The organism is Catenuloplanes nepalensis (assembly GCF_030811575.1).
In the GTDB taxonomy this organism is placed as follows: domain Bacteria; phylum Actinomycetota; class Actinomycetes; order Mycobacteriales; family Micromonosporaceae; genus Catenuloplanes; species Catenuloplanes nepalensis.
The window spans coordinates 4,921,215-4,941,580 of sequence record NZ_JAUSRA010000001.1 but is presented as its reverse complement, the minus strand read 5'-3'; the positions used below and the strand labels follow the sequence as shown (position 1 = coordinate 4,941,580).

The 20,366-nt window shown below is 73.5% G+C and carries 16 protein-coding genes and 1 riboswitch; of the genes, 11 read left to right on the top strand and 5 right to left on the bottom strand.

The genetic code is table 11. The features are described from left to right. Positions 1 to 66: 66 nt before the first annotated feature. A complete protein-coding gene (locus J2S43_RS21460; protein ID WP_306831902.1) occupies positions 67 to 1,011 on the top strand; it encodes a DMT family transporter in 945 nt (314 codons plus the stop codon). A 164-nt stretch (positions 1,012 to 1,175) separates the two neighbouring features. Here J2S43_RS21460 and J2S43_RS21455 read toward each other — a convergent pair whose 3' ends face one another. Further along, entirely contained in the window at positions 1,176 to 2,711 is a 1,536-nt protein-coding gene (locus J2S43_RS21455; protein ID WP_306831900.1) for an MFS transporter, read from the bottom strand. 56 nt (positions 2,712 to 2,767) lie between these two features. Between J2S43_RS21455 and J2S43_RS21450 the strand changes: the two genes are divergently transcribed. From J2S43_RS21450 to J2S43_RS21425, 6 genes are all read left to right on the top strand, one after another. Further along, positions 2,768 to 3,511, top strand: coding sequence for a TetR/AcrR family transcriptional regulator (locus J2S43_RS21450; protein ID WP_306831898.1), 744 nt, complete (start codon positions 2,768 to 2,770; stop codon positions 3,509 to 3,511). 121 nt (positions 3,512 to 3,632) lie between these two features. Continuing rightward, positions 3,633 to 4,046, top strand: coding sequence for a hypothetical protein (locus tag J2S43_RS21445; protein ID WP_306831896.1), 414 nt, complete (start codon positions 3,633 to 3,635; stop codon positions 4,044 to 4,046). Continuing rightward, complete coding sequence (locus tag J2S43_RS21440) at positions 4,040 to 4,273, top strand: helix-turn-helix transcriptional regulator (RefSeq protein WP_370881644.1); 234 nt, start codon at positions 4,040 to 4,042, stop codon at positions 4,271 to 4,273. The genes J2S43_RS21445 and J2S43_RS21440 overlap by 7 nt, the downstream gene beginning before the upstream one ends. After that, positions 4,270 to 5,250, top strand: a complete 981-nt coding sequence (locus J2S43_RS21435) for an NAD(P)-dependent alcohol dehydrogenase (protein WP_306831894.1) — start codon at positions 4,270 to 4,272, stop codon at positions 5,248 to 5,250. Before J2S43_RS21440 ends, J2S43_RS21435 begins: the two co-directional genes overlap by 4 nt. Positions 5,251 to 5,422: 172 nt before the next feature. After that, positions 5,423 to 6,016: a SigE family RNA polymerase sigma factor gene (locus J2S43_RS21430; protein ID WP_306831892.1), complete on the top strand. Its 594-nt coding sequence runs from the start codon at positions 5,423 to 5,425 to the stop codon at positions 6,014 to 6,016. After that, positions 6,013 to 6,477 (top strand): hypothetical protein, encoded by a 465-nt coding sequence (locus J2S43_RS21425; protein ID WP_306831891.1) that lies wholly within the window; start codon positions 6,013 to 6,015, stop codon positions 6,475 to 6,477. Before J2S43_RS21430 ends, J2S43_RS21425 begins: the two co-directional genes overlap by 4 nt. A 242-nt stretch (positions 6,478 to 6,719) precedes the next feature. Here J2S43_RS21425 and J2S43_RS21420 read toward each other — a convergent pair whose 3' ends face one another. Beyond that, a complete protein-coding gene (locus tag J2S43_RS21420; protein WP_306839368.1) occupies positions 6,720 to 9,623 on the bottom strand; it encodes a LamG-like jellyroll fold domain-containing protein in 2,904 nt (967 codons plus the stop codon). A 156-nt stretch (positions 9,624 to 9,779) separates the two neighbouring features. Here J2S43_RS21420 and J2S43_RS21415 point away from each other — a divergent pair, with 156 nt between their 5' ends. Next, on the top strand, positions 9,780 to 10,319 hold the full coding sequence (locus J2S43_RS21415) for a DUF6886 family protein (RefSeq protein ID WP_306831890.1): 540 nt from the start codon (positions 9,780 to 9,782) through the stop codon (positions 10,317 to 10,319). Here J2S43_RS21415 and J2S43_RS21410 read toward each other — a convergent pair. Genes J2S43_RS21410 through cobN form a run of 3 tightly spaced genes read right to left on the bottom strand, consistent with a single transcriptional unit; the run spans position 10,291 to position 15,173 of the window. Further along, positions 10,291 to 11,226, bottom strand: coding sequence for a PNPOx family protein (locus J2S43_RS21410; protein WP_306831888.1), 936 nt, complete (start codon positions 11,224 to 11,226; stop codon positions 10,291 to 10,293). The two genes, J2S43_RS21415 and J2S43_RS21410, sit on opposite strands and share 29 nt — an antisense overlap. 18 nt (positions 11,227 to 11,244) lie before the next feature. Continuing rightward, a complete protein-coding gene (locus J2S43_RS42250) occupies positions 11,245 to 11,559 on the bottom strand; it encodes a TetR family transcriptional regulator C-terminal domain-containing protein (protein ID WP_370881771.1) in 315 nt (104 codons plus the stop codon). Between the two features lie 8 nt (positions 11,560 to 11,567). Next, positions 11,568 to 15,173, bottom strand: coding sequence for a cobaltochelatase subunit CobN (gene cobN, locus J2S43_RS21405; RefSeq protein ID WP_306831886.1), 3,606 nt, complete (start codon positions 15,171 to 15,173; stop codon positions 11,568 to 11,570). Between the two features lie 57 nt (positions 15,174 to 15,230). Continuing rightward, positions 15,231 to 15,356: riboswitch (cobalamin riboswitch) on the bottom strand. A 984-nt stretch (positions 15,357 to 16,340) separates the two neighbouring features. Between cobN and J2S43_RS21400 the strand changes: the two genes are divergently transcribed. Genes J2S43_RS21400 through J2S43_RS21390 form a run of 3 tightly spaced genes read left to right on the top strand, consistent with a single transcriptional unit; the run spans position 16,341 to position 20,205 of the window. Further along, positions 16,341 to 18,080, top strand: coding sequence for a ferredoxin-like domain-containing protein (locus J2S43_RS21400; protein WP_306831885.1), 1,740 nt, complete (start codon positions 16,341 to 16,343; stop codon positions 18,078 to 18,080). Continuing rightward, positions 18,077 to 18,709, top strand: coding sequence for a precorrin-8X methylmutase (locus J2S43_RS21395; protein ID WP_306831882.1), 633 nt, complete (start codon positions 18,077 to 18,079; stop codon positions 18,707 to 18,709). The genes J2S43_RS21400 and J2S43_RS21395 overlap by 4 nt, the downstream gene beginning before the upstream one ends. After that, positions 18,709 to 20,205, top strand: a complete 1,497-nt coding sequence (locus tag J2S43_RS21390) for a precorrin-2 C(20)-methyltransferase (protein ID WP_306831880.1) — start codon at positions 18,709 to 18,711, stop codon at positions 20,203 to 20,205. The genes J2S43_RS21395 and J2S43_RS21390 overlap by 1 nt, the downstream gene beginning before the upstream one ends. Positions 20,206 to 20,366: the final 161 nt, after the last annotated feature.

Sequence of the window (20,366 nt, the reverse complement as noted above, 5' to 3'; positions counted from 1 at the left end):
TTCCCTTACAACGACCCCAGTAGATCACTACTACAACTTACAACGGTACGGCGAGAGGCTTGCCCCGTGAACAGACGAGCCTGGATTCTCTTCCTCGCCGTGTCCCTGCTGTGGGGCATGCCGTACCTGCTGATCAAGGTCGCGATCGAGGACCTGTCGCCGCTCGCCGTGGTGTTCGGCCGGCTGGCCATCGCGGCGCTGGTGCTGCTGCCGCTCGCGGCCGCCCGGGGCACCCTGCGCGCACTGCGCGGCCGGGTGCCGATCATCGCGATGATCGCGCTGGTGCACATCGTCGGCCCGTTCCTGCTGATCACGTACGGCGAGGTGCACATCAGCTCCTCGATGACCGGCCTGCTGATCGCGGTCGAGCCGGCCGTGATCGCGCTGCTGATGCTGCGCACCGAGCCGCTCACGCCGCTCCGGATCGCCGGGCTGGGCCTGGGCTTCGCCGGCGTCGCCGTGCTGGTCGGCACGGACCTGTCCGGCGACCGGCTCGGCCTGCTCGGCGCCGGCATGGTGCTGCTGGCCACGCTCGGCTACGCGGTCGCGACCATGCTGGTGCAGCGGCACGCCTCGGACGTACCGCCGGTCGCGCTGACCGCCGGCACCACCACGATCAGCTCGCTGGTGCTGCTGCCGTTCGCGCTGTTCGCGCTGCCCGCCGAGCCGGTCCGGCCGGTCTCCTGGGCCGCGCTGATCGCGCTCGGCGTGCTCTGCACCGCGCTCGCGCTGCTGGCGTTCTACGGTTTGATCGCGGAGATCGGTGCGGCCCGTGCCGGGCTGGTCACCTACGTCAACCCGGTGGTGGCGGTGCTGCTCGGCGTGGTGCTGCTGAGCGAGCCGGTCGGTGCGGGCACGGTCGCCGGTTTCGCCCTGATCGCCACCGGCTGCTGGCTCTCCACCCGCCCGTCCCGTCCCGCCGCCCCCGCCCCGCGCAGCGACGAGACCACCGAGACCACCGAGACCGTAGCCGCCGACCCGGCCGCCGCGGCGACCCACAGCGCCGCCTGACCCTAGACCGCCGGAAGCCCGGTGGCCGGGCCGTCCCTCACGCCACTCTGACGCGGGGCGTGAGGGACGCCCCGGCCGCCGGGCCCCGGCACCTCCGGAACAGACCCGTGATCAGGGCGTCCCCCATGCCGCTCCAGCGACATGGGGGACGCCCTGATCACGGTTTACACACGCTCCGGCGCGATCGCTTTCCCCTGCTCGACAGGCTCGGGCGGTGCGGGTGGTGGCGCCGGTTTCGGGCGCAGGATCGAGGCGGCCACGATCGCTGCCGCGGTGGCGCCGGCCACGCCCACCCAGGACGTGACCGAGAGCGCGGCCACGAACGCCTCCCGCGCGGACACGATCAGGCCCGCGTCACCGGTGGTCGCGGCCACGCCGAGTGCCTCGCCGATCGACCGGCGCGCGGCCTCGCCCGCGCCCGGCGGCATCGCGGACGCGTAGACCGAGGTCAGCACGCTGCCGATGACCGCGACGCTGAGCGCGGCGCCGATCTGCTGGACGGTGTCGTTGACGGCGGAACCGACGCCGGCACGCTCCGGTGGCAGCGCGCCGAGCAGCGTGCCGACCGCGGGCGGGGCCGCGATGCCGCTGCCCGCGCCCATCAGCACGAACGCGAGCGCGAGCCGCGGATATCCGTCGTCCGGGCCGGTGGTGGCGAGCACGCCCATGCCGGCCGCCATCAGCAGCAGTCCGGCCGAGATCGCGACGCGGGCGCCGAGCCGCCTGTCGACGAGCACGCCGATGCCGTTGAAGACCATGGTGGTCACCAGCATCGGGATGAAGGCCAGACCGGCGCGCATCGGACCGTACCCCAGGACGAACTGCAGGTATTGGGTCAGCGCCAGCATCATCCCGCCGGCCGAGAAGGAGAGCAGCACGATGGAGAGGCTGGCGCCGCCGAAGTTGCGGTCGCGGAACAGCGACAGCGGCAGCATCGGCTCGGTGACGCGCCGCTCCCAGAGCGCGAACGCGCTCAACATCACCAGGCCGATCACGAAACCCGCGAGGGTACGGCCGGAGCCCCACCCGTGCGACGCCACGTTGATCACGCCCCACACCAGCGCGGCCATGCCCACGGTGGAGAGCAGCGCGCCGAGCACGTCCGGCCGGGAGGCGGGCCCGCGCGACTCCGGGATGATCAGCCAGGCCGCGGCGATGCCGAGCGCCGCGATCGGCACGTTGAGCAGGAAGACCGAGCCCCACCAGTAGTGCTCCAGCAGCAGCCCGCCGAGCGTGGGACCGCCGAGCGCCGCGAGCGTGAGCACGGAGCTCCAGATCGCGATCGCCTTCTTCCGCTCGTCCTCGGCGAAGACCGTGGTCAGGATGGAGAGCGTGCCCGGCATCAGGAACGCGGCGCCCGCCCCCATCAGGCCGCGCACCGCGATCAGCTGCTCGGGCGTGCGTGCGAGCGTGGCCAGCGCGGACGCGCCGCCGAAGACGAGCAGCCCGGTCACCAGGCCGCGCCGCCGCCCGTAGCGGTCGGACAGCGAGCCGGCGGTGAGCAGCAGGCCCGCGAAGACGAGGATGTAGGCATCGATGATCCACGCGATCTCGGCCGTGCTCGCGCCCAGGTCGCTGATCAGGGACGGGATCGCGATGTTGAGCACCATGTTGTCGACGACGACCACGAGCAGGCTCAGGCACAGCACGCCCAGGATCAGCCAGCGCCGCGGGTCTCTCTCGAACGGTGTACTAGTCACTCGAACACCGTACCATCGAGGACTGTTGCTTCGGTGTCCCCTCGTAGACTGACGGTATGGCCTCGCGGAAGACCGACCCGTTCACCGACTCGGTCTGGCTGCGTGAGCCCGGCCGGCCCCGCGGCGGCGCGCCGACGCTGACCCGCGAGCAGATCGTGCGCACCGCGATCGAGCTGCTCGACGCCGAGGGCGCGGAGGGCCTGAGCATGCGCCGGCTCGGCACCCGCCTCGGCTCCGGCGCCACCTCGCTCTACTGGCACGTGACGAACAAGAACGAGCTGCTCGAACTGGCGGTCGACGAGATCATGGGCGAGATCTACGTCCCGGAGCCCGGCGACGTCAGCTTCCGGATCGGCGCGTCCGTCTACGCGAACGGGCTGCGCGCCATGCTGCTGCGCCACCCGTGGGCGATCCCGCTGCTCGGCACGCACCCGAACCTCGGGCCCAACGCGCTCCGCGTCGGCGACCGGATCACCAAGCTGTTCGTGGCCGGTGGCTTCGCCGGGATGACGCTCTCGCACGCCAGCGCGCTGATCACCAACCACGCGGTCGGCGCCGCGCTCTCCACGGCCGCGGTCGCCGCGAGCACCACGTCGGCCGGCCTGACCCCGGCCGAGGTCCAGGCGCGCGTCGCCCCGCTGCTGGAGCGCGTGGCCGCGGACTACCCGAACTACGAGGCGTGGCGCCGGACGATCGGCGACGCGCCGATGGACCCGTCGATGTGGGAGGAGAACTTCAACTTCGGCCTGGAGCGCGTCCTCGACGGCCTGGAGAGCTGGCTGGCCACCCGGAACGCGTGAAGCGCCCGTCCTTACCCGACGCACTCCACTGCCTCGGAATGTAAAACTTTCTAGACATCAGGTCTGGAAAGCTTTACCTTGGTGATGTCGAATATTCTGTACCTCACCAGGGGGATTCGTCATGACGCTGGAGGAGAGGCGCGCCTGGATCAGGCTCGTCGTCGCCGTGATCGCCTACGCGGCCTACGCCGGGGTCGTCGCGGTGCGCGCGGCCGGCGGCCCGCTCACCGCCGTGGCGTACGGTGGCGTCCTGCTCTGGTCCGTCGGCGGCGCGATCGCCGCGAGCATGCTCGCCGAGGTGTTCATCGGCGGTCGCGCCCGCGAGATCGACGTGCGCGACCGGGAGATCGGCCGGTTCGGCGACCACACCGCACAGTCGTTCGTGGTGATCGGCGCGGTCGCCGGCATGCTGATGGCGATCGCCGGCTGGGAGCACTTCTGGATCGCCAACGTCATCTACCTGTGCTTCGTGCTCTCCGCCGTGCTCGGCGGCGTCACCAAGGTCATCCTCTACCGCACGGGCATGCCGTGGTGAAGCCGACGCGGGTGACCAACAGCATCCGCGCGCTCCGCTTCGCCGCCGGCGAGATGACCCAGGCCGACCTGGCCCGCCGGATCGGCGTCACCCGGCAGACCGTCATCGCCATCGAGGCCGGCCGCTACTCGCCCTCGCTGGAGATGGCCTTCCAGATCGCCCACGTCTTCGGCGTATCCCTCGAAGACGTCTTCCAATACCCCACGTCCTCGGGAGAGCCCGCATGAAAGCCATGATCAATCGGGAGTACGGGGATCCGTCCGCCGTCCTGGAGCTCGCCGACCTGCCCCGCCCCTCGCCCGGCCGTGACGAGGTGCTGATCGAGGTGCGGGCCGCCGCCGTCGACCCCGGCGTGTGGATCCTGATCACCGGCCGCCCGCCCGCCGCGCGCCTGGCGTTCGGCGTGCGCCGGCCCCGCCAGCCGGTCCGCGGCCGGGACCTGGCCGGCGTCGTCGTCGAGACCGGTCCCGGCGTCACCGGGTTCGCCGTCGGCGACGAGGTCCACGGCACCTGCGACCGCGGGTCGTTCGCGGAGTTCACCGTCGCACCGGTGAAGTGGCTGGCCCACAAGCCCGCGCGGCTGTCGTTCGCCGAGGCCGCGGCGATCCCGGTCTCCGGGCAGACCGCGCTCGACGCGATCCGCGCGGCCGGCCCGCTCACCGGCCGCCGGATAATGATCATCGGCGCGGGTGGCGGCATCGGCGCGTTCGCGGTGCAGCTCGCGGTCGCCGAGGGCGCGCACGTCACCGCGGTCTGCGGTCCAGGCAAGGCGCCGCTGATGGCGAGACTCGGCGCGGACCGGGTGATCGACTACACGCGTGCGGAGATCGACAGCGACGGCCCGGTGCACGACGTCATCCTGGACACCGCCGGGTGCCGGCCGTTCCCGCTGCTCCGGCGCGCGCTCACGCCGACCGGCACGGTGCTGCTGGCCGGCGGCGGCCACGACGCGCCCGGATTCCTCGGCGGCTTCACCCGGCTGTTAGGGGCGCCGCTGGCCGGTCTGTTCGGCCGCCAGCGCCTGCGCCCGGTCGCCGGCCGCGAACGCGCGGCAAGCCTTGTCGAGCTCGGCCGGCGCGTCGACGCGGGCCGGCTCACGCCGGTGATCGACCGGACGTTCCCGCTGTCCGGCGCCGCGTCAGCGGTGGCCCACCTTGCCGAGGGGCATCCGACCGGAAAGATCGTGATCACGATGGGGGAGTGACCGGGGTCACGTCCACAGCGGCAACCTCTGCCGCGCTCAAGCGTCTATCCGAACGACCCCCACCCCCAGACCCAGGAGCACCCATGCGCCTAAACGCCCGTGGCCGCGGGCTCGTGGCCGGTCCCACGGATCACGGCCGGGCCGCGTTGACCGGGGACATGGCACGCCGCGCATGACTTTCGCGATCCGCTCGTCCTGGCCGCCGCTGCTACGCCTGCTGCGGTCGATGACGTCGGGCACGCCCGCGTCCCGTGGCGGTTCGCCGGGGGACGCCGGCGTACCGGAGATCAACGTGCTCTATCACGCCCGGCGGCTCAGTCTGGTGCGGCTGGCCGTGCTCCTGGTCGACGACCTGGAGACCGCGGAGGACGTCGTGCAGGACGCGTTCGCCGCGCTCTACCGACGGCACGGCCCGGACCTGCGCGGCCTGGCCGACCCGCACGCCTACCTCACCACCGCTGTGCTGAACGCCGCCCGGTCCGCGCTGCGCCGCCGCCGTACCGTCCGCGCCTGGGTGCCGCCCGTCCCGCCGCCGAGCCCGGCCGCGGAGGACGAGGCGCTGCGCGCCGAGGGGGACACGGAACTGCTGGCCGCGCTCACCCGCCTCACCATCCGGCAGCGCCAGGTCCTGGTGCTGCGCTACTGGTCCGACATGTCCGAGGCGGAGATCGCGGAGACGCTGCGCATCTCCCGCGGCACCGTGAAGTCGACCGCGAGCCGTGCCCTGGCCGCCCTGCGCGACGAACTCCCGGAGCCACGCCGATGAGCACCGACCTCGAACACCGCCTGCGCGCCGCGTTCGCCACCCGCGCCGGCCTGATCACACCGGCGGCCCTGCGCCCGCCCGCGCCACCCACGCTGGCCCCGGCCCGCCCCCGGGCGCGCCTGATCGGCATCGCCGCGCTCACGGCCGCGACCGCGCTGGCGATCACCGCGATCGCACCGCGGCTCGGCACCGGCCCGGACCCGCAGCACCCCGCCACCGTGCCGGCGCCGTCCACCAGCCCGGCCACGCCCGGCCCCTCCACACCACCGTCGTCACCGCCCACCGGGACCTCGACCACCCTGCCGCCCACGGCCCAGCCCACCGACCTTCCGCAGTCGGCTCCGGGACCCGGAGACACCCCCGACGCCGCGGTCTCGGCCGGCTCCGACCCGGACGCCTCGGCCCCGCCGTCCGCACCCCCGCCGGACAGCAGCGCCCCGCCGACCACGACGGCCGGATGACGACGACACACCACCCACCGCGGGCCGGTCGCGTGATCCGCGGCTCCCAGCGATCCCACGGAGATCAGCCGGCCGGGCAGGGTCATCAGCGGCGGCGAACATCGGCCGGGCCGAGCCGTCAGCGCCGGTGAGTGCCGGCCCCGCGACACGCTCCTCGCCCGGCACGTCCGCCACGGCCGCCGGACCGGTCAGGCGCGCGGCCGCCTCCCGATACGTCTCTGTCGCGCGGCGCGGGTAGTGGGTCAGCGGGTGATCGTGGTGATCTCCGCCGGGGTGAGCGGGCGGTCGTACGCGCGGATGTCGTCGAGCGCGCCGCCGAACCGGTCGGTCCAGGCGCCGTCGACCAGCGCGCGGCCGGCGAGCAGCGGGCCGGCCGCGTTCCAGCGGACCGGGCGGCGGACGGTGTCCTCGGCCGTGCCGTCGACGTAGAACGTGACCAGCCCGGTCGCGGCGTCGTAGGTGACCGCCAGGTGCGTCCAGGTGCGCAGCCGCGGCGTGGACGTGGACGTGACGGTGTCGACGTCCGGCCCACGCGAGTCGGTGCGCGGGAACAGCGCGCGCCAGGTGTCGGTCTCCCTGTCGTACCGGACGATGAAACCGCTGGTCGTGGTCCCGGGCTGGGACAGGATGCCCCGGTTGTCGCGCCGGTCGTTGATGAAGACCCAGGCCATGACCGAGAAGCTCTGATCGGTACGGACGGCGGGCCGGATCGAGGCGGCGTAACTGTCCGACGTGGACGCGGAGAGCTGGACCGCGTGCCCTGAACCGTTGTGGCCGGCCGGCGCCCAGCCGGTGATCGGCGAGAGCAGCGCGGCGTTACCGCCGCCGGAGCCGTCGACCAGGGTACGGCCGACGCCAACGTCGGCCGGCCACCACAGCGCGAGCCCGTCGGTGACGCCGTCCGGCGGCACCATCCTGGCTGGGCGCGGCGGCGCGGCGACCGGCCCGCCGGCCCCGGAGGCGGGCGCGGCCGGCGTCGGCGGCGCGGCCGGCTCCAGGTTGTCAGCGAGCAGCGTCCGGGTGGCCGGAACGGCGGCGACACCGATCATCAACGCCCCGGTGGCCAGCGCGGCCACCGTGATCCGCCGCCGCCGCGAGTTCCGCCGGTGCATGAGCTCCAGCCCGGACGGCTCGACCTTCCCGGTGACCTTCCCGGCCGGCGGAGCCACCTGCACCGCGCCCACCGGCTCGTCGCCCGCGTCCTCACCCTCCCGGTGCGAACCGCCGGTCGCCGTCGCGCCGGTCGGCATCGCGTTGTCATCGATCGCGTCGGCCGTGTTCCGGTCCGCCGCGTCCGCACCGGTAGCGCCGAGATTCAATCCGCTTACGCCACCCGCGTTGAGGTCTGGCCCGGCCGGGCTGGCCGCGTTGAGGTCTGGCCCGGCCGGGCTGGCCGCGTTGAGGTCTGGCCCGGCCGGGCTGGCCGCGTTGAGGTCTGGCCCGGCCGGGTCGGCCGCGTTGAGGTCTGGCCCGGCCGGGTCGGCCGCGTTGAGGTCTGCCCTGGCCGAGCTGGCCGCGCTGAGATCTGCCCTGGCCGGGTCGGCCGCGCTGAGGTCTGGCCCGGCCGCGGCGAGGTCTCCCGCGGTCGAGCCGGTCGCGCCGAGCCCTTCTGTGCCGAGGTTCTTCGTGCCGACCGCACCGCCGTCACCGGTAGAGCGGTCGTGCCCGGCCTCTGTGAAATCGTTCGTGGAAGGCGAGGCCGCAGCGTCGGTGCTGGTTGCGGCCGCCTGACCAGCGTCGCTTTCGTCGGCGGCGTCACCCGCGACGACGCCGGCCGTGACTGCACCCTCGGCCGTCGCGCTGCCGGGTTCCGTGTCGCGGCCCGCGTCATCGCCGCTCACCTGAGTGATGCCCGCATCGACGCCCGTCGTGTCTGTTCCGGTCCCGGCGTCGTCCGTCGTGGCACCACCGGCAGGCACGGTCGCAGTCCTCGCGGTCCCCGCCACGAGGCGCGTCCCTCCGGACGGGGAGGCCGTCTCCGCGAGATGCCCGGCATCTGCCGTCTCCGCGACGTGCCGGGCACTGGTCGTCTCCGCGTCGTGCCCGGCACCCGTCGCCTTCGAGTGACTCCCGGCACCCGTCGCCTCCGCGGCCTCCCCGGCTCGTGCCGCCGCCCCGACGTCCCCGGCACCCGCCGGCACCGGTTCCGCGTCGTCGCCGTCGGTTTTCGGGTGGCTCCCGGCCGTACCCCCGGCGTGGGTTTCCGTTCGTGGGGTGTCGCCGGACGTGGACGAACCCCACCGGCGGCGCTGCCGCCCGAGGCCGAACACCAGGCCGCGCTGAGCCTTGGCCACCGGCGGCGGCACCGGTCGCTCCGCCCCCGCGTCGGGCTCCGGTGCGTCCGGCGGCTCCGGCGGCTCCGGCGTGCGGCGGGCGCCGGGGACCACCGCCGGCGGCTCGCGCCACGGGTCCGGGGCGGACACCGGGTAGCCGGCCGCCGCCTGTACCTCGCGCAGCCGCTGGCCGAAGTCGCGCGTCGTCCCGGCGTCGACCACCGACGGCACGCCCAGCACCGCGCCGAGCACGTCGGAAAGCCCGGGCACCGCCACCACCCCGGCCGTCCCCAGCCCGGCCCGCACGCCGAGGCCCGGCTGCGGCACCGTGCCGGTGAGCAGCGCGAACAGCACCTCGCCGAGGCCGGTGAGGTCCTCCGCGTACGACGTGCTCGCCGGCCCCACGACGAAGTCGGAGAGCAGCGGGTTGCCGTCCGAGTCGAGGAGCACGTTGGACAGCCGCACCGCGCCGTGCGGCACACCGAGCCCGTGGGCGTAGGCGAGCGCGTCCGCCAGCCGCACCCCGGCGGCCAGCACCCACGCCTGGTCGACCGGCCCGGTGCGCAGCAGCGCCTCGCCGAGCGTGCCGCCCTCACCGAGCCGCATCGCCTGCCAGGCCCGCCCGGTCGGGGTGACGCCGACCGCGTGCACGGCCGCGATCGACGGGTGCCCGCCGAGCCGCCCGATCGCACGGCAGGCGTCGTGGAACGCGAGCACGGCCGCCTGGCTCCGCACGTACCGATGGAAGAGCTTGAGCGCGACCCAGCGCGCGCCGCGTTCGTCCCACGCCCGGTAGACGGTGGCGCCGCCGCCCGAGCCGATCCGATGGGTGCCGGTGTACCCGGCGGGGGTGTCGATCCCCGGACCGCTCATCACGTCCACGTGCTGCTCCGCCTTCCGAAAGCCTCCGAATGCCGGCCGATCGAACGCCTGACTATCCGAACGCCTGACGACGATGCAAACGCGACACCCCGCGCTCCGGCAACGGCCCCGCGACCGGCGGAAAAGCGCTCGCGATTGAATGAGCGGATGCGCCCGGAACCCGGCCAGGTCCTGCACTTCTCCGAGGACCCCGGCATCACCCGCTTCGTACCGCACGTCGCCCCGACCAGCACCCGGGCCGAACCGCTGGTCTGGGCCGTCGATCACGACCGGGCCCCGGACTACTGGTTCCCCCGTGCGTGTCCGCGCGCCATGGCCTGGATCACGCCCACCACCACCGCCGCCGACCGTGACCGGATCCTCGGCCCGGGCGGCGGCACCCGGGTGCACGCGATCGAGTACGGCTGGCTGGAGGCGATCCGCACGGTCCGCCTCTTCGCCTACCGCCTCCCGGCGGACCGCTTCACCCCGATCGGCGACCCGGAGCCGCACGCCCACGCCGCCCACGAGCCGATCACCCCGCTCGCCCCGCCGGAGCCGGTCGGCGACCTGCTCGCGCTGCACGAGGCGGCCGGCATCCAGCTCCGCGTCCTGCCGGCCCTCTGGCCCTTCTGGGACGCCACCATCACCACGACGCTCGCCTTCAGCGGCATCCGCCTCAGGAACGCCCGGCCACGGGCGGATTGACCCGCGAATATTCCTGCAGCTGCCATCGCAGCGGGCTGGCGTGGTCGCGCTGCACCACGGACGCGACGTCGAACTCCACGACCCGCAGTGCGCCGGGGTACGCCGCCGCGCTCTCCGGCGCCCAGTCGATCCGCGCGGCGCCGGTCAGCTGCAGGGTGTGCCCGTGCTCCCAGTCCAGGAACAGCAGGCCACTCGCCGGGTCGAGGTGCAGGTTGCCGAGCGTCATGTAGAACTGGTTGCCGGTGTAGTCGGGCCAGCGCAGCGTGCGCGGCCCGGTGACCGTGACGAAGCCGGGCGTGCCGCCGCGGTGGGACGAGTCGGCGCCGTGCTCCGGCGATCGGCTGGCGATGAAGAACGTGTCGGCGGTCTCGATCCAGCGCCGCTGCCCGTCGGTGAGGGCGGTGCCCGCGGCCGGCGCCCCGGCCGGGGTGGCGTCGTCGGAGCCGGTGATCGTGCGGGTCTGCAGGTATTTCGGGCAGTTGCCGAGCACCTGTTCGGTGCGCACGATCAGCCGTTGCCCGTCCTGCCGTGCCACGCCGTTGACGCGGATCCGGCGCCGGGTCTGCGGGTGCAGCGCGAGCAGGCCGACGTCCCGGTACGTCCGGAAGGCGCCGTGCAGCGGGTCGCCGGGCGCGGGCAGCGCGTCGACGACGATGGTGCGTTCGTCGGCCGGCTGGATGAAGCCCGGCCGTCCGGTGAGGACCGTCGACCAGACCGCGCCGTCGTCGTCCGCGGCCCCGGCGATCAGCATGTGCTGGGCGCGCAGGAACGGGACGAAGCCGAGCGGGATCTCCGGTCCGAACATCGGCGAGCCCCATTCGGGCCCGCCCTCGTGTGCCCGCTCCTGCACCGCCCGCTCACCGGCGTGAGCGCCACCCGCGGCCCGGCCGGTAGGAAAGTCGATCATGAGCCCCCCAGTTCTGTATTACGAAGTACAAAATTCGGGCAGCAGAGATTCCCGGCCGCATGAGGAACTCAGGGCCGCAGTGCGCGCAGTCCGATGACGGTGGTGCGGCGCAGCGCCTCGACGGAGGCGCTGCGCCGCGGCGTTGACCCGGATTCCGGCGATCAGCCCGGCGATCGTCCAGGTCAGGTCGGCCGGGTCCTCCTCGCGGGTGATCGAGCCGTCGGCCTGGCCGGCGCGCACCGCGAGCGCGACCGCGTCGTGCCGGCGGCGCCGGTCGCCGGCCAGGATCCGGCCGATCCGCTCGTCGCGCGAGGCGCAGGTCCGGGAACACAGAACCGCGCTCAGCGGTCCTCGAGGTCACCCTCCGTGCGCAGGTACGCCTCGCGCAGCCCGTCGAGCGTGGCCTGGTCCGGGTGCTCCCACATGCCCCGGTCCGCCGCCTCCAGCAGCCGCTCGGCGATGCCGTGCAGCGCCCACGGGTTGGACTGCTCGAAGAACTTCCGGTTCTCCTCATCCAGCACGTAGGTCTGGGCGAGCGTGTCGTACATCCAGTCCGCGACCACACCCGCGGTCGCGTCGTAGCCGAACAGGTAGTCGACGGTCGCGGCCAGTTCGAACGCGCCCTTGTAGCCGTGCCGGCGCATCGCGGCGATCCAGCGCGGGTTGACCACCCGGGCCCGGAACACGCGCGCGGTCTCCTCGGACAGCGCGCGCGTGCGTACCGCGGAGGGCTGGGTGCTGTCGCCGATGTACGCGCGAGGCGCGGTCCCGGTCAGCGCGCGCACCGTGGCGATCATCCCGCCGTGGTACTGGAAGTAGTCGTCCGAGTCCGCGATGTCGTGCTCGCGCGTGTCCACGTTCTTCGCCGCGATCGACATCCGCCGGTAGACGGTCTCCATGTCGGCCCGCGCCGCGACCCCGTCCAGCCCGCGCCCGTAGGCGTAGCCGCCCCACACCGCGTAGACCTCGGCCAGGTCCGCGTCGCCGCGCCAGTTCCGGCTGTCGATCAGGGGCAGGATTCCGGCGCCGTACGCCCCCGGCTTCGACCCGAACACCCGCAGCGTGGCCCGGCGCGTGTCACCGTGGGCCGCGAGGTCCGCGTCCACGTGCGCCTTCACGAAGTTGAGATCGGCGGGCTCGTCCAGCGACGCGACCAGCTGCACCGCGTCGTCCAGCAGCGCCACCACGTGCGGGAACGCGTCCCGGAAGAACCCACTGATCCGGATCGTCACGTCCACCCGGGGCCGCTCCAGCTCGGGCAGCGGGATCACCGCGAGCCCGTTCACCCGCCGCGACGCCTCGTCCCAGGTCGGCCGCACGCCGAGCAGCGCCAGGATCTCCGCGACGTCGTCACCGGCCGTGCGCATCGCCGCGGTGCCCCACACCGACAGCCCGACCGACCGCGGCCAGTCGCCGGTGTCCTCCCGGTAGCGGATCACCAGCGACTCCGCCATCGCCTGCCCGGTCTCCCAGGCCAGCCGGCTCGGGATCGCCTTCGGGTCCACCGAGTAGAAGTTCCGCCCGGTCGGCAGCACGTTGATCAGACCGCGCAGCGGCGACCCACTCGGCCCGGCCGGCACGTAGCCGCCGTCCAGCGCGTGCAGCAGGTGCGTCATCTCGTCCGTGGTGCGATCCAGCCGCGGCACGATCTCCGTCGCCGCGAAGATCAAGATCTTTTCCACCAGCTCGGGGGTACGGACGTCCGCGCGCGACACCACGCCGGACGCCGCCGCGGGATCCCACCTGGCCGCTTCCATCTCCGCGACCAGCGTCTTCGCCACCGCCTCCACGGCGTCCACGTCGGACAAGGTCTCCGACCCGTCCTCGCGCAGGCCGAGCGCCTCGCGCAGCCCGGGCAGCGCCGCCACCTGGCCGCCCCACATCTGCCGCGCGCGCAGCATCGCGAGCACCAGGTTGACCCGGGCCTCGTCGCGCGGCGGCTCGCCGAGCACGTGCAGACCGTCGCGGATCTGCACGTCCTTGACCTCGCACAGCCAGCCGTCCACGTGCAGCAGGAAGTCGTCGAACTCCGCGTCGTGCGGCCGGTCCGCCAGGCCCAGGTCGTGGTCGAGCTTCGCGGCCTGGATCAGCGTCCAGATCTGCGCGCGGATCGCCGGGAGCTTCGCCGGGTCCAGCGCCGCGATGTTCGCGTGCTCGTCCAACAGCTGCTCCAGCCGGGCCATGTCGCCGTACGACTCCGCGCGCGCCATCGGCGGCACCAGGTGGTCGACGAGCGTGGCGTGCGCGCGGCGCTTCGCCTGCGTACCCTCGCCGGGGTCGTTGACCAGGAACGGGTAGATCAGCGGCAGGTCGCCGAGCGCGGCGTCCGGCCCGCACGCGGCGGACAGGCCCACGGTCTTGCCGGGCAGCCACTCCAGGTTGCCGTGCTTGCCGATGTGCACGACCGCGTGCGCGCCGAAGTTCGCCGCCAGCCAGCGGTAGGCGGCCAGGTAGTGGTGCGACGCGGGCAGGTCCGGGTCGTGGTAGATCGCGACCGGGTTCTCGCCGAACCCGCGCGGCGGCTGCACCATCACCACCACGTTCGTGCCGCGCAGCGCCGCCAGCACGATCTCGCCGTCCGGGTCCTGTGAGCGGTCGACGTAGAGCTCGCCCGGCGCCGGCCCCCAGTGCTGCTCGGTCACCCGGCGCAGCTCCTCGGGCAGCGTGGCGAACCAGGCGCGGTACTCCGCGGCCGGGATCCGCACCGGATTGCCCTCCAGCTGCTCCTCGGTCAGCCAGTTCGGGTCCTGGCCGCCGGCCGCGATCAGCGCGTGCATGAGCGCGTCGCCGTCCTGCGCCGCGACGCCGGGGAAGTCGCCCACGTCGTACCCGCGCTCGGTCATCGCCCTGATCAGCCGCACCGCGGAGGCCGGCGTGTCCAGTCCGACCGCGTTGCCGATCCGGGAGTGCTTGGTCGGATAGGCCGACAGCATCAGCACGATCCTCCGCTCGGCCGGCGGGACGTGCCGCAGCCGCGCATGCCCGAACGCGATGCCCGCGACCCGCCGCGCCCGCTCCGGATCGGCCACGTAGACGGTCAGCCCGTCGGAGTCCGTCTCCTTGAACGAGAACGGCACCGTGATGATCCGGCCGTCGAACTCCGGCACCGCGACCTGGGTGGCCGCGTCCAGCGGCGACAGCCCGTCGTCGTTGCCGTCCCACGTGGCCCGGTCGCTGGTCAGGCACAGCCCCTGCAGGATCGGCACGTCCAGCTGCGCGAGCGCGCCCACGTCCCACGCGTCGTCCGTGCCGCCGGCCTGCGCCGCCGCCGGCACGACACCCCCGGCACCGCCGGCCGCCAGCACGGTCACGATCAGCGCGTCCGCCCGCCTCAGGGCCTCAAGAAGATCATCATCGGGGGTACGCAGTGACGCGCAGAAGATCGGCAACGCTTCCGCGCCGGCCTCCTCGACCGCGTCCGCCAGCGCGTGCACGAACCCGGTGTTCCCGGCCATGTGATGCGCCCGGTAGTACAGGATCGCGATCTTCGGCGCGTTCTCGTTCCGGCTCGTCGCGGGTCGCTTCAGTCGTCCCCAGGCCGGGGCCGGTTCCGGCGCCGCGAACCCGTGCCCGGTGAGCAGGATCGTGTCGCTCAGGAAGTGGTGCAACTCGGTCAAGTTCGCCGGGCCGCCGTGCGCGAGGTACATGTGCGCCTCGGCCGCGATGTTCGGCGCCACCGTGGAGTGCCGCATCAGCTCCGCGTCCGGCGCCTGCTCACCGCCGAGCACCACGACCGGGCGGGCCTGCGCCCGCAGCGCGTCCAGCCCTTCCTCCCACGCCCGGTAGCCGCCCAGGATCCGGACCACCACCAGATCCGTACCGTCGAGCAGCCCGTCGAGGTCGCCGACCGCGGTCCGGGCGGGGTTGGCCAGCCGGAAGTCCGCGCCACTGGCGCGGGCGCTGAGCAGGTCGGTGTCGGACGTGGAAAGCAACAGGACGCGGGCCACCGCGGGCTCCTCCCTGGGGTCCGCGCCCCAGATCGTGACGGTTGTCGCGGCGACCGGAGTCTCCTGGCTCCCGGATCGACGCTCGCCCCACCTTCCCGCCGGCCCCTTGCCGGCAGTGGTCGTGCTGGGGTCCGCTCCCCGGTGACAGTGGCGGGACCGCGCCGGACTCACACCGGACTTCCTCCACCGTCGCCGCGCGCTTGTGCAGCGCTCCCACTCTCCCGACCCCGCCACCCACCCGTCAAGCCACCCCCAGTGATCTTGCTCGCCCTCAGCCGCCGGGCCGCCAGGCCAGGCAGCGCCGGGCTGCGGGGTAGCGCCGCACCGGGCTGCGGGGTCGCGTCGTGCCGAGGCGCGGGGTCGCGTGGCGGCAGGTGGCGGGGTCGCGTGGGCGGCGCCGGGCTCGTCATCGGACACTCCGTGTCCGAAATTTCAGCATAAAAGAGCCAATGTGGAGCAAGCTCTTGCGCGGCCTGGCCGCAGGTCGGCAAGAACTTGCGTCACGCGGCAGGTGGAAACGGGTTCGTGTGCTTTCGCCCGCATGGACGCGGCACCGTGTCGGGCGGCCCGCTATATGAACAGGATCTTCACTTGTCGATCAATGAGAATGATTCCTACCGGCGCTGTCCGGACATTTCCCTATAATTTCACCCAGGCGCGTGCGGCGGCATCGGGGGACACGAGAGGCTCGTATCTACCGGACAGAGGCGGTGAGTGCCACGCATGCCAGGAGGCTTATTCAGCGCAGAGAACCGGCACCGCGTTGCCGCAGGCCGCGCGGTCTGACGAGGGCGGCGCTGAATAATCCTCCAGGTTCGTCTATCCGAGATTTCGTATATGGAGGCTTATTCAGCGCGGCGACCTCACTCCGCGTTGCCGCAGGCCAGCGCCGTCGGGGCGCAGCGCGCTGACAGCGCTGGCGTGCGACGACGCGGCGTCGGCTCAGCCCCGCTGAACAAACCTCATGGAGTGCGAGTAGGGCTGCCGCGGCCAGGAGCACGAGATCCCGCCTGACGACTCACGAAGTGCCGGCTCATACCGGCCGGGCGAGGGCGCCTACGGCAGTGGCGTGGATCGGCGGCGTGCGGTGGGTGCGGTTGTGACGCACGTCGGGGTGTAGCGGCCGAAGGTGAAACGGCCTCCGCGACAACCCGTAGTATCCGCCGCATGTCCCCGCTTCCCGCTTCCGGTCACCGGACCGTGCCGCAGGCGGCGCCGTCCAGCGTCCTCGGCGGCGTGGTGCGCACCGGCCCGGACGCCTGCCCGACCGCGCTGCAGGTGCACGCGGCCGCGGACGGAGGCCTGGCCAGGGTCCGGATCCCAGGCGGCGTGATCACCGCGGGCCAGGCCCGGGTGCTGGCCCGCGCGGCCCGCGACCTCGGCGACGGCCACCTCGACCAGACCTCCCGCGGCAATCTCCAGCTGCGCGCGCTCCCGCCCGGCGCCGAGGCCGAACTCGGCGTCCGGCTGGCCGACGCCGGCCTGCTGCCCTCGGCCACCCACGAGCGCGCCCGCAACATCGTGGCCTCCCCGCTGAGCGGCCTCGACGACGCGGGCCTGATCGACGTACGCCCGTTGATCGACGCGCTCGACACCGCGCTGCGGGCCGCGCCCGCGCTGGCCGCGCTGTCCGGTCGCTTCCTGTTCGCCCTCGACGACGGCCGCGGCGACACCGCTTCCCTCGGCGCCGACATCTGCCTCGCCGCGACCAGCCGCTCCACCTTCACCCTGCTCCTGGGCGGCCTCGACTTCGGACTCCGCGTCCCCGTCCATCCCGCGGACGCCGGCACTCCCGGCACGCCACCGAGCGGTGCCCTGCCTCCCACAGGGGAGGCGGGTGGTCCCGCTCGTGCTGCTGCGGTTTCCGCCGATGCGGTGGGAGTGCCCGCCGCCGGCGCGGGAGATCCCGCCCACGAGCCGGCGATCTCCGCGGGTCGGCCGGCACCAGATGCCATGGCGGCCGGGATCGCGGTTGCGGCGGCGGAGGCATTTCTCGCCGAGCGGGAAGCGCAGGGATCCGCAGGCTGGCGCATGTCCGAGATCGATCAAGGGTCGCAGCGGGTGGCCGCGCGTCTCGGCGCCACCGCCGCGGCGGTCGTTCCGGCCTGGGAGCCGCCTGCGCCGCCCGCCGGTGCGATCAGCGGATCAGGCGCCATCGCGCTCGCCGTGATCATCCCGCTCGGCCGGATCTCCGCGACCCAGCTCGAACTCCTCGCCGACGTCGCCGACAGCGGCGCGGGCGAACTGCGCTTCACCCCGTGGCGCGGCGTGGTCGTGCCCGGCCTTCCCGACGACTCCCACCTCGCCGCGCTGGCCGCTGCCGGGCTCGCCGTCGACGACCTTTCCCCCTGGTACGGGATGACCGCCTGCGCCGGCCGCCCCGGCTGCGCCAAGTCCCGCGCCGACGTCCGCGCGGACGCCACCACGGTCGTGCTCGACCTGCGGCCCGCCGCACCTTCCGCGTCGGGCATGGTTTCCGCGTCGGGCATGGTTTCCGCGTCGGGCATGGTTTCCGCGTCGGGCACGCTTCCCGCGCCAGGCACGGTATCTACGCCCAGCACGGTTTCCGTGTCGGGCAGGCTTCCCGCGTCGGGCACGGTGTCCGCGCTGGAGGCTGCGGCTGGGCGGCCCGTGGCCGGCGCGCTACCGGTCCACTGGGTCGGCTGTGAGCGCGGCTGCGGCCACCCTGCCACGCCGTGGGTTCGGGTGCTGGCCACCGGTGACGGATACCGCGTCGACGGGCCCGCCGATGCCGAGCCCGGCGGCGGCGCACGTGCCGCCGCCGGAGCTGCGACATCGGCGCAGGCCGGTGCTCCGGCGGAGACCCACGACCTCGGGCGGGTCGCGGAACTCATCGCGGCCGCCCGCACCAGCACGACGAACACCGCACAGGAGACCGGCGCGTGACCGATTATGAATACATTCGTGACGGCGCGGAGATCTATCGCCGTTCGTTCGCCACGATCCGGGCGGAGGCCCGGCTGGACGGGCTGCCGGAGGACGTCGCGCGCGTCGCCGTCCGGATGATCCACTCCTGCGGGATGACGGATCTGGCGGACGACCTCGCGTACTCCCGGGACGTGGTGGTCAGTGCGAGCGCGGCGCTGCGCGAGGGCGCGCCGATCCTCTGCGACGCGAACATGGTCGCGGCCGGCGTCACCCGCCGCCGGCTGCCCGCGGACAACGAGGTGCTCTGCATGCTGCGCGACCCGCGCGTACCCGCGCTGGCCCAGAAGCTCGGCACCACGCGGTCCGCGGCCGCGCTGGAACTCTGGCGGGACCGGCTCGACGGCGCCGTGGTCGCGATCGGCAACGCGCCGACCGCGCTGTTCCGGCTGCTGGAGATGCTCGACGCGGGCGCGCCCCGGCCCGCCGCGATCATCGGCATCCCGGTCGGCTTCATCGGAGCGGCCGAGTCGAAAGAGGCTCTCGCCGTACACGCGGCGGGTTGTGAATTTCTGGTTGTGCACGGCCGCCGTGGCGGCAGCGCGATGACCGCGGCGGCGCTCAACGCCATCGCCAGCGAGGAGGAGTAATGGCCGGCCGGCTCTACGGCGTCGGGCTCGGACCGGGCGATCCGGAGCTGGTGACCGTCAAGGCCGCCCGCCTGATCGGCGCCGCCGACGTGATCGCCTTCCACAGTGCCCGGCACGGGCGCAGCATCGCCCGCGGCATCGCCGCACCCTACCGCCGGGACGGCCAGGTCGAGGAGGCGCTCGTCTACCCGGTGACCACCGAGACCACCGACCACCCCGGCGGCTACCGCGGCGCACTCGAGGACTTCTACGCCGACGCGGCCGAGCGCCTCGCCGCGCACCTCGACGCGGGCCGCGACGTGGTCGTCCTCTGCGAGGGCGACCCGTTCTTCTACGGCTCCTACATGCACATGCACAAACGCCTCTCCACACGGTACGGGACGGAGGTGATCCCCGGCGTCACCTCCATCGCGGGTGCCGCCGCCGAACTCGGCCGCCCGCTGGTCGAGGCCGAGGAGACGCTGACCGTCCTGCCCGGCACGCTGCCACCCGCCGACCTGGCCGCCCGGCTCGCCTCCGCCGACTCGGCCGCGATCATGAAGCTCGGCCGCACGTTCGGTGCGGTCCGCGACGCACTCGAATCCGCCGGCCGCCTCGACGACGCCTGGTACGTCGAGCGCGCCACCACCCCCCAGCAGCGCATCGCACCACTCGCCTCGGTCGACCCGTCCACCGTGCCGTACTTCTCGGTCGCGCTGCTGCCCAGCCGCGTACACGCGTCCACTGCCGCCGCGCTGTCGTCGATGCCCCCGTCGCCCGCGGCCGGTGCGGTGACCGTGGTCGGGCTCGGCCCGGCCGGGCGCGAGTGGCTGACCCCGCAGGCACAGGACGCGTTGAGCGCCGCCACCGACCTCGTCGGATACGGCCCCTACCTGGACCGGATCCCCGGCAACCCGCGGCAGGTACGGCACCCCAGCGACAACCGGGTGGAGTCGGAACGCGCCGAGTTCGCGCTGACGCTCGCGTCACGGGGCCGCCGGGTGGCCGTGGTGTCGTCCGGCGATCCCGGCGTCTTCGCGATGGCGAGCGCGGTGCTGGAGGTGGCCGCGACCGAGCCCTACACGTCGATCCCGGTCACGGTGCTGCCGGGTCTGACCGCGGCACAGGCCGTGGCCAGCAGGGTGGGTGCGCCGCTCGGGCACGACTACGCGACGATCTCGCTCTCCGACCGGCTGAAGCCGTGGGACGTGATCGAAGAACGCCTGACGGCGGCTGCGCGGGCCGACCTGGTGATCGCCATCTACAATCCGGCGTCGAAGTCGCGGACGTGGCAGGTGGAGAAGGCACGAGACCTGCTGCTGGAGCACCGGTCCGCGGACACGCCGGTGGTGCTGGGGCGTGATGTGGGGGGTTCGGGGGAGCGGGTCAGCGTGGTCCGGCTCGGCGACCTGGACCCGGATGCGGTCGACATGCGGACGCTGCTGATCGTGGGGTCGTCGCAGACCCGCCACGTCAACGGGACCGTGTTCACGCCGCGCCGGTATCCGACGGGCTGAGGCCTTCCGGATAAGGGCGGCGCCGGTTGGCCGCCTCGGCGATCACGTGTCGCAAATCGTTGTTAAGAGCGCCGGATAACAACGATTTGCGACACGTGATCGACTTCAGCGCCCCCGGGCGTCTCGCGGGCCGGGCGAGTCACGCGCAGGGCGCCCTGTGG